This window comes from Massilibacteroides sp. (genome assembly GCF_028705895.1).
Lineage (GTDB): Bacteria > Bacteroidota > Bacteroidia > Bacteroidales > Tannerellaceae > Massilibacteroides.
The window spans coordinates 1-9,826 of the sequence record NZ_JAQWCQ010000084.1; the positions used below are offsets into that span (position 1 = coordinate 1).

The 9,826-nt window shown below is 37.5% G+C and carries 7 protein-coding genes; 2 read left to right on the forward strand and 5 right to left on the reverse strand.

Features of this window, described 5'->3' with window-relative positions:
- A partial coding sequence (locus tag PHT93_RS14450) for an ATP-binding protein (protein ID WP_300244339.1) occupies positions 1–123 on the forward strand: 123 nt, incomplete at its 5' end.
- A 1,051-nt stretch (positions 124–1,174) separates the two neighbouring features.
- Here the strand turns inward: PHT93_RS14450 and PHT93_RS14455 are convergent.
- Genes PHT93_RS14455 through PHT93_RS14465 form a run of 4 tightly spaced genes read right to left on the reverse strand, consistent with a single transcriptional unit; the run spans position 1,175 to position 4,610 of the window.
- On the reverse strand, positions 1,175–2,719 hold the full coding sequence (locus tag PHT93_RS14455; RefSeq protein ID WP_300244328.1) for a sodium:solute symporter family protein: 1,545 nt from the start codon (positions 2,717–2,719) through the stop codon (positions 1,175–1,177).
- Between the two features lie 3 nt (positions 2,720–2,722).
- Positions 2,723–2,857 (reverse strand): symporter small accessory protein, encoded by a 135-nt coding sequence (locus PHT93_RS15170; protein WP_363318657.1) that lies wholly within the window; start codon positions 2,855–2,857, stop codon positions 2,723–2,725.
- Between the two features lie 11 nt (positions 2,858–2,868).
- Positions 2,869–3,294: an acetolactate synthase gene (locus PHT93_RS14460; RefSeq protein ID WP_300244330.1), complete on the reverse strand. Its 426-nt coding sequence runs from the start codon at positions 3,292–3,294 to the stop codon at positions 2,869–2,871.
- Positions 3,295–3,323: 29 nt separating this feature from the next.
- Positions 3,324–4,610 carry a phenylacetate--CoA ligase gene (locus tag PHT93_RS14465; protein ID WP_300244332.1) on the reverse strand — a complete coding sequence of 429 codons (1,287 nt, stop codon included), beginning with the start codon at positions 4,608–4,610 and terminating at the stop codon, positions 3,324–3,326.
- 188 nt (positions 4,611–4,798) lie between these two features.
- On the opposite strand from PHT93_RS14465, the gene PHT93_RS14470 reads away from it, so the two are divergent.
- A complete protein-coding gene (locus tag PHT93_RS14470; RefSeq protein WP_300244334.1) occupies positions 4,799–8,878 on the forward strand; it encodes a hybrid sensor histidine kinase/response regulator transcription factor in 4,080 nt (1,359 codons plus the stop codon).
- Positions 8,879–8,891: 13 nt separating this feature from the next.
- On the opposite strand, the gene PHT93_RS14475 is transcribed toward PHT93_RS14470, so the two are convergent.
- Positions 8,892–9,707, reverse strand: coding sequence for a hypothetical protein (locus PHT93_RS14475; protein ID WP_300244336.1), 816 nt, complete (start codon positions 9,705–9,707; stop codon positions 8,892–8,894).
- Positions 9,708–9,826: the final 119 nt, after the last annotated feature.

Consider the following 9,826-nt stretch of genomic DNA (forward strand, 5'->3'; position numbering starts at 1 on the left):
CCCGTAGGCAGTTGGTTTGATCTCTTTTCGGATGAAACAATAGCGGATTCCGTTATCGATAGAATTGTCTATACATCACATCGATTTGAGTTAAAAGGAGAGAGTTTAAGAAAAAAACGGTAATTTTATCAGTAACCTGAGCGAAAACACTGGGTGCATATCACCGGAATCGCTGGGTGGGTAGCACCGGAATATGTAAAAAAGTGAAATAAAAAACAAAATAATAGCAAAATCTGTCATTTTCAGACAAATTGTCGTCGGCTTCAACAGCGTTGTTTTAACGCGCTTTATTAAATAAAATGACAATATATGTGCCCGAAAAACAAACACTGAAAAACCACACTTAAAACGCACGATACGGCATGCCCGTTTTTTTGAATTATCAAAATTGAACAAAAAAAGGCAATGGATAAAATCTCCCTATTCTTTTTGGAAAAAGACTCTATTCTTTTTTTGAAGATAAAGGATATTTTTCAGAAAATAACCTTTATATTTTCGGTAAAAAACGGGCTATTTTAGTCTAAATGCAATATATATTGGTCTAAAACGGTATTGAAAAATAAAAAGACAAGAATGGATATTTTTTACGCGTAAGTAAAAGGACGAAAAAAGCATCTATTTGTCAAAATAAAACACAAAAAATAAAAACTGTTCGATTGATTTTAATGTATTGTAAATCAACAATATGAACGGGTTTGATTTTGTTGGAAGCTTATGTTCAAAGTGCTATTTTCGAACTTTGCCCGGTTTGTTTTAAAAGGGATTTTAAATCCCCTTTAGGAGAAAGGTATGACGGTTATGACGAGAATGACGAGGAAATGATAACTTTATTTTTTTGATGGATAGCGTAGAATAGTGCCTATTAGGTGTGTTTAGACTTCACCATGATTTCACGGCTCATAAAAAAGACAGTCACAAATCCTGTAACTGCCTGATTATTTTGCCTGATCCGTTTTTCTACCATAGATTTTCTGAATTAAGCCCCCCCAAAAAACAATTAAAGGCTGTCTCACGACAACCCCTAACCAACTTTGTTAACCTTAAATCTAATACTATTATGAAAAAACCACGATGCAAATATAGGGGTGTTTCAATATATCACATAAATATTTTCGTTAAATAGTGTTTTACAGCATACAATAAAATATAAATACTTCCAAAAATTCATTTTTCACTATTTTCGAGTAAGCAGACTAACGAGTATTATTGTCGTTATTGACAAGGGCAGAGCAAACAAAAGTGGGTCAATCATTGGCCAAGGATAAGATTCAATTAACACATCGCATCCAAATAAAGACCGGCACAGGCCGATTGGTATGGCTTCTGCTTTATGAAGAAATAACATGGCAAAAACACTTGCGAATATGCCTGTACAGATACTGGCTAAAGCTCCTTCTTTTGTTACCCATTTACAATATAAGGAACAGAAGTAAACCGGCAGGAAAGTAGCCGCACAAACCCCCATAAACAGGGCTGTTCCTCGGGCAATAACATTTGCACTTAAGGTATAGCATATCGCATAGCTAACGATTATAGCGACAACAACGCCTATTCGTACAGCTATTGTAGAGTTAGGATTCTTACTACGGCCAAGTTTGGGGAAAGCATCAGCACCGAAGGCGGCTCCCATTGTGTGGAATTGAGCACTCAGCGTGGACATACTTGCTGACATCATACAAAGCATAAATATTGCACCAAACCAACCGGGCATGGCTTTGTCTATATAGAGGGGAATAATCCGGTCTATATCGGACACTAATTCTGAAGCAATCATACCTTCTGTTTTGAGAAAAAACAAATTCGACAGTGCTCCGATATGATAGATTGATCCAACAGTGAAAAAGATAAAGATACAGCCAATCAAAATTCCTCTGTTTAATTGTTTATTATTTTCCACCATCATGAAACGAACGACCAATTGCGGTTGGGCAAGACAGCCAATGCCAACCCCCATAATCAGGGAAGTTACTAAAGTGTACCATTGCGGAGATCCGGTGACAGGCATAGCAGTCCACCCCTGATGTCCTAAGTCTTTTAGTCGGTCGGGAACAAGATAAGCGATATCCGTCAGTTTACGATTTGCTTCAAGAAAACCTATATCCATAATTTTGTAGAACCAAACGAGAATAAACAGAAGACTGGCAAACATAATCATACCTTGTAATGCATCTGTATATAAAACGCCTTTTATTCCTCCACTAATTACATAGATGGCTACCACAACAGTAAAGATGAACAAGGCTATATTTATATCTAAATTGAATACTTGCTCTATAAAAACAGCTCCTCCCTTCATCACAACTGCTGCATAAATAGGCATGCTGATAAATATGACAGCTGCACAAATTCGTTTTATCAGCAGCGAATCATAATAATATCCCATAAGTTGGGGAAAGGTATGCGCATCGTGTTTCACTCCGAGAGCTCTTGTTCGTCCACCAAAGAAAAGGAACGCAATAATTACACCCACAAACATATTTAAAGCACAAAGCCACTGGATTCCCATCCCAAATGTGGCAGCAACACCTCCAAATCCGACAATGGCTGATGTAGAAATAAAGGTCGCACCATACGACAAAGCCATGATCATGGGGTTTATTTTTCGGTCGCCCAATAAATAATCACTTGAGTTTTTTGTTTGCCGGTATCCCAACCAACCCAACCAGGCCAGTATAAAAACATAGATTATGACGATAATCCCTAATAGTAATGTACTCATTTATTATTGGTTCCTTTGTGAGTTCTCTTTTTCATCATCTTTATTCCAATTTACAATGCCATATATTACTGAAAACACAAGGCAAGCAAAAGCAAGCAGATAAGCCAGCCAAATTCCGGGATCATCAATTCCAAACATGATGTATTGTATTAAATATTATTCAGTTTATCTGTAGATATATATTCCAACTTATGCTTTTTAACAACTTCGTATGCCTGAACCGGATCATTCGTTCTCAAGATAAGAATTGACTTCCCATCAAGAGAAAAACAATACATATATTCAACGCTAATACCGGCTTCGGTAAAACAACCTAACACACTGGCAAAACTTCCTGCACATCGGTCGGTCGCAATTGCCAACACCTCTGTTTTACTCACCGTTACATTATTTTCTTTAAATAGAGCATACGCTTTTTCGGGATTAGTGACGATCAAGCGAAGTATCCCGTATTCAGAAGTATCCGCCACCGTTGCTGCAATTATCCCGATATGAGCATCAGAAAGTATGCTCAACACTTTACTTAATTTTCCGCACTTATTCTCCAGAAAAATAGAAATTTGATTTATCGTCATAACCGTATTTTTAATGGATGGTTTATCTTTTAAAATTTACGCAAGTCCTTAACACGCACAGCCTTCCCTTCCTGTACAGGTAATGAACCCCGTCCTACTAGCTTTAATTTCGGAGTAAGAAGCAATTCGTCTTTCAACTGGCGCGTAATTTCTTTCGTCAGCCGTTGCAACACACTATAATCATCCGTAAACAAATCACTCAACTCTACTTCTATCTGCATTTCGTCCTGATCGATTGTAATCAGATAGTTATTCCCCAGCTCTTTAAATTTCATGAGTACAGTTTCGATCTGGATCGGGAAAAGATTTACCCCTTTCAGAATGATCATATCATCACTACGTCCTTTAAAGCGATCTATACGCTTATGCGTACGTCCACAAGGACAATCTCCGGAGATTATCCGTGTAAGATCTCGTGTACGATAACGCAAAAGAGGCATTGCCTCCCGATTGATCGTAGTAAGAACCAACTCTCCTACTTCACCTTCAGGCACATGCTCAAGCGTAACCGGGTCTATAATTTCAACAATCACATAATCTTCCCAGATGTGCATTCCGTTTTGTTCTTTACATTCAAAAGCAACTCCGGGACCATTCATTTCAGACATTCCAAAACAATTATACGCTTTTACCCCAAGAAGTTCTTCTATACGCAAGCGCTGTTCCTCAGAATGTGGCTCTGCACCAATACAGACGGTATGCAGTTTCGTATCTCGTCTGGGGTCAATACCGGACTCCCGCATTACCTCAGCTAATCTTGTTGCATAACTGGGTATAATATGCAGACATGTCGTCCCGAAATCAGTAATAAATTTTAATTGTCTTTTGGTATTACCCGCAGCAGCCGGAACAGTTAATGCGCCTAATTTTTCGGCACCATACTGAAACCCAAGTCCTCCTGTAAACATTCCATAGCCGGATGTATTCTGGAAAATATCCGTATCGCGCAACCCGACCATATACATACATCGTGCCACCTGATTTGCCCATTCATTCAAATCTTTTGCCGAGTGAAGTACAACAGTCGGATTTCCTGTCGTTCCGCTTGAGGAATGCAACCGTACACACTGTTGTATAGGTATAGCCGCCATACCAAACGGATAATTATTTCTCAAATCTTCTTTGGTGGTAAAAGGTATCTTTTTTAAATCATCTAAAGAGCAGATTGAGTCAGATGTGATGTGGTGTTCTTTGAAGATTTTATTATAGAAAGGTGAATTAGTCGCTATCCGGATTGTTTTTTTCAGGTATTCTAACTGTAGTTTCTCCAGATCAGCACGGCTCATCGTTTCAACCTCTGCTTGCCAATATGTCATAGCATGTAGTATTTTAAAGTATTAAATTCATACAAGTAGAACACAAATGTATCTTATTTTTTAGAATATACCTGTTATTGCTATCAAAAGATTCCGACAAGAACGATTTTACTGATTCGAAGGTTTTGAAATTGAATTGTTAGAAGAAAAATATATCTTTGTTAATCCATTTCTCAGAGTAAAAGACCATGATTAGACAATATTTAATTCTTCTTCTTTTAGTATCAATTATAAATCCTGTTTTGCGAGCCTCAAGAACAGACGACTATAAATTTAACCGGATTGATGTAGAAACAGGTCTTACGAATAGTGAGGTTCTTTGTATTTTTAAGGATCGCTCCGGCTTTATGTGGTTTGGTACTCCTTCGGGATTAAACAGGTATGATGGCTATGAGGTCGTTTCTTACAAACAAGACTTAAGCACAAAAGAAGAACTCTCATCAAACAATGACATATGGCAGATTCAAGAAGACATAAACGGCAGATTGTGGCTTAATACGCGTTTGGGTTATACCGTTTATGATCCGGCTCAGGAATGTTTTATTGATTCGCCCTCTACTCTTTTTAAACAATATGCCGGTACAGAAGATTTTTGGAGTGTATATATAGATGAAGGAAAAAACTTCTGGTTTGTAACATGGGATGATATTCGCCTCTATGATAGTAGAACCGGTAATCTGAAGATTTTTGAACAAGGGCTCTCCGACGGACTTAGCCGAGGTCTTATAGCAGCCATAAAACAAGGGAAAAATCGCTATTGGTTTTTGTTGGACAATGGCATGTTGGAATGCATGGACGCACAAACGCACAAAGTTATCAGCCGGGATTCCACGATATTAAAACTAAGCGAGAACGCGATAAAAGACCAAAGAGACATGAATCTTTTCATCGATTCGTCGGGAGATGTCTGGGTGTATGGAGTAGGTTCGCATCTTGGGGTAGCCTATTATAATACATCACGTTCAACCTGGCAGGTTTATTCCACTTTTGCCTCTCCTTCCTACCGGCTTACAAGTGATATTATCATGGCCATTCAGGAGGATAATAAGGGAAATATCTGGATTGGAACAGATCATGGAGGTGTAAATCTGATCAATAAGAAAACAGGGAAGATTTCTTATATATTAAATGACGAAAACGATCCGCTCAGCCTGGCGCAAAACACAATAAAAAGTCTCTACAAAGATGACACGGGTATTATGTGGTTGGGCACGTATAAAAAGGGAGTCTGCTATTATCACGAAAGCATCTACAAGTTCAAGTCGTTCATCTCTTCTTCTCAGATTCCATATAAAGACATAAATTGTTTCCATGAAACAGCAGACGGAAATATCTGGATTGGAACTAACGGTGGAGGCCTTTTATTTTTTGATCGGAAAAAGGGGAAATACACACTATATAAACATGATCCGGAAAAGGCTGATTCTCCTTCGGGAAATGTGATTGTAAGCATTGAAGAGGATCAAGCAGGACGCCTCTGGATTGGTTATTATCTTGATGGTTTAGATTGTTTTGACGGGAACACATTCACAAACTATAATTATAGTCCGGAAGATCCTGATGGGTTAACTGATAATAATGCTTGGGTATTGAAGTGCGACAAAAATGGGGATATGTGGATCGGCACGCTACGTGGAGGTGTCTTTGTGTTGAATGTTAACACAGGAAAAATCCTGAAACATTTTGAAACAAACGGATCAGTCTATTCATTAGTAGAAAGACGATCGGGAGGAATGTTTATAGGAGCGCAAAGTGGGCTTTATCTGTACAATCCGGAAAAGGATAAATTAGAATTATACGAACAGGAGATATTTACCGAAGTTCAGTTAAGTCGTAACGACATTAACAATATGTGTGAAGACAGTCGGGGACTTTTGTGGATCGGGACAAGAAATGGTTTATTTGTTTACAATCCATACACCCGGGAGGTCTTATCCTACACAGAAGACAACGGTCTTTCCGCTGATCTTGTCCAAAGTATTCTTGAAGATTCTGATAGTAATATGTGGATTGCGACAAACAGAGGACTTACCTGCATCAAAGTAACCACCAATGTAAATACCCCCGGATATTTTTTCAAACTGACCAACTACGATAGTTCGGAGGGATTACAAGGAGAACAATTCAATTACAACGCAGCCTATATGACATCAAAGTCCGAGCTGATCTTTGGAGGAACCTCCGGATTCAACCTTTTTATACCCTCACAGATTAATTACAATAATAATTCGCCTAAAGTCGTTATTACCGACTTTCAGATATACAACAAAAGTATTAAACCGAATAAGAAGTACCACGGACGTATTTTATTAAAGAACAGTATCAGCGTCACGGATAAAATCAAACTGGAATATTCAGACAACTATATTTCATTAACTTTTGCGGCTCTCGATTATTGCATGCCCAATAAATCCCGATATTATTATAAATTAGAAGGATTCAATAACGAATGGCTCGAAGCTGACAGAAACAGCCGAAAAGCAACTTACACAAACCTAAGTCCGGGCACCTATTTATTCAATCTTAAGGCAGTCAATAACGACGGAATAGAGAGCATTGATCCGATTAAATTAAAGATTGTTGTCAGCCCTCCTTTCTGGAACACCATAGGAGCCTGGAGTTTGTATTTACTCCTTCTGATTGCGCTGATTTTATGGTATAGAAAAAGAATGACTATCAAAGCTGAGAAGAAATTAGCTTATGCTCAGGAAAAATTAAAAGTAGATCAACAATTAGAAATGGATGAAATGAAGCTACGTTTCTTTACGAACATCAGCCATGAATTCCGGACTCCGCTAACCTTAATCCTTACTCCATTAGAAGAGCTTCAAAAAAAAGAAAAGGATACTGAGAAGAAAGGATTATTGGATGTTATTGACAGAAATGCAAGAGGATTATTGAGACTTGTGAATCAACTTCTGGATTTCCGAAAATTAGATAACAACGCTCATAAGCTTCAGAAATCACACGGGGATGTCATTCAATTTCTTAAAGAACAAGCCACATTGTTTAATGAAGCAATGCGAAAAAAACAAATATCATTTACATGTAATAGTGAGGTTTCTTCTTTATTGATGTGGTTTGATGCTGATAAACTGGGAAAAATTATGGTCAATCTTCTTTCCAATGCTTACAAGTTCACTCCCGAAGGCGGTCACGTATCTATTAATATAGAAATCAAGGATGACGAAACTCTTGTTGTCACGGTTTCTGATGATGGTATAGGTATTCCCGAAACCGACCTGGAGAAAATTTTTGAACGCTTTTATCAGGTTACATCAAAAGAAGACATTAACAATCAGGGAAGTGGTATAGGATTACATATCGTTAAAGAGTATGTGGAACTTCACGGAGGAAAAGTGCAAGCTAAAAGACTACAAGACAAAGGAAGCTGTTTTGAATTTATTTTGCCGATTACAGCAGAAAGTCCGGAAAATATGGAATCCGAGACAATAGAAGACGGCGAGTATAATCATGAACAGATAAATCAAGAGCCTCCTATAGGAGATGAACTTCCTAAACTTCTGATCGTTGAGGACAACACGGAATTAAGTTCATTCCTTGCCGATCAAATGAAAAATGAATACACCATATTGCAAGCATCAGACGGGGTTGAAGGGCAGGAAATTGCATTTGCAGAAATTCCCGACATGATCTTATCTGACGTAATGATGCCGCGTATGGATGGAGTTAAACTTTGCCAAACACTAAAAGCTGACATTCGGACATCTCATATTCCGTTTATTCTTTTAACGGCTAAAAGTGGTGAAGAAAGTAAGCTGGAAGGTCTTACTGCAGGAGCTGAGGATTACATAACGAAACCTTTTAATCTGGATATTCTGAAAGTTAAGATTCGGAACATTATTGAAGTGCGTCGAAATAACCAGCAAGTGTTCAAACAGCAGGTAAAAATAGAGCCATCCAAAATTGCCGTCAGCTCGTTAGACGAAAAACTGATACATAAAGCATTAGAATATACCGAAAAGCATTTATCTGATCCGGATTATTCGGTGGAAGAATTAAGCCGTGAATTAGGAATGAGTCGCGTACATTTATATAAGAAACTTTCTTCATTAACAGGTAAAACTCCAATCGAGTTTATTCGGATTATACGACTGAAACGAGCTGCCCAATTACTGGAAGAGAGTCAGCTTACTGTCTCAGAAATTGCCTATGAAGTCGGATTTAATAACCCTAAGTATTTCAGGAAATACTTTAAAGACGAATTCGGTGTTTTACCATCTCAATACGTAAACCGTAATGATTAATTGCAATCCAAGTCTATTTTTTTGACGAAGGGATTAATTGATTGATATATTCTTTCTGTTGATTAATAAACGTAAACCGATCGATCTCACCACTCATGGAAATCAAAGTTGAATAGCGTTTGAGCGACTCTATCCATTTTTTTTGTTGTTCACAGATCAATGGATCCTTAGTTGTAATAATACTTATCCCCATAATTCTCATAGAAGATGCCTGAAAATTTTTCGCTTCAAAATAGATATAAGAAGACTCAAAACTAACATTGGCAACATAAAGCGATCGTTTGATCGGACTGTCAAGCGGGATACTTGTCATTTGTATTATGTCATCTAAAAGTTGCAGTAACTCTTGCCTTAATAAAGACAGACTATCATCATCTACCAACCCAAGTTGCACAAACAAGAAGATATCTTTTACCTGTTTAAGAAATAACGATTTATCAAAAATATAACTAATATCAGGCAAGGCTGAAAATATTCCAATCATTTCAGTATGTAAGTTCCAGACATCTTCAGAAAATTCCATCTCTTTAAAAGAAGGGAAATTAGCAGAATTATTCATTTGATGCAGCCATCTGTAAAGTCTGAATTTACTCAATGTATAATGCGAAGAATAAAACACATAAGGAATAAGATTAAAGGCCAGATAAGCTTTCGGGTTTTCTCTTTTGCTTAATTCCTTAAACAGTTCTATCTGCGAATTCAGGTACTCTTTATAAGAAGCGATAGGATCACTAACCTCCATAATATTGGTACTTATCATAGCTGTCCCAGGCATCTTGTCTCCGACAACAGAGTCTAATGAAATATTATATTTCGCCACAATTTTCATACGTAAATTATGTCTGTGAAATCACGTTTAAATAGGTGATTTCGGTTAATAACTCAATTTTTAGACAAAGAAAAGGCAGCACTCTTCTACTAGAAAAATGCACAAATGGTTATTAAGAA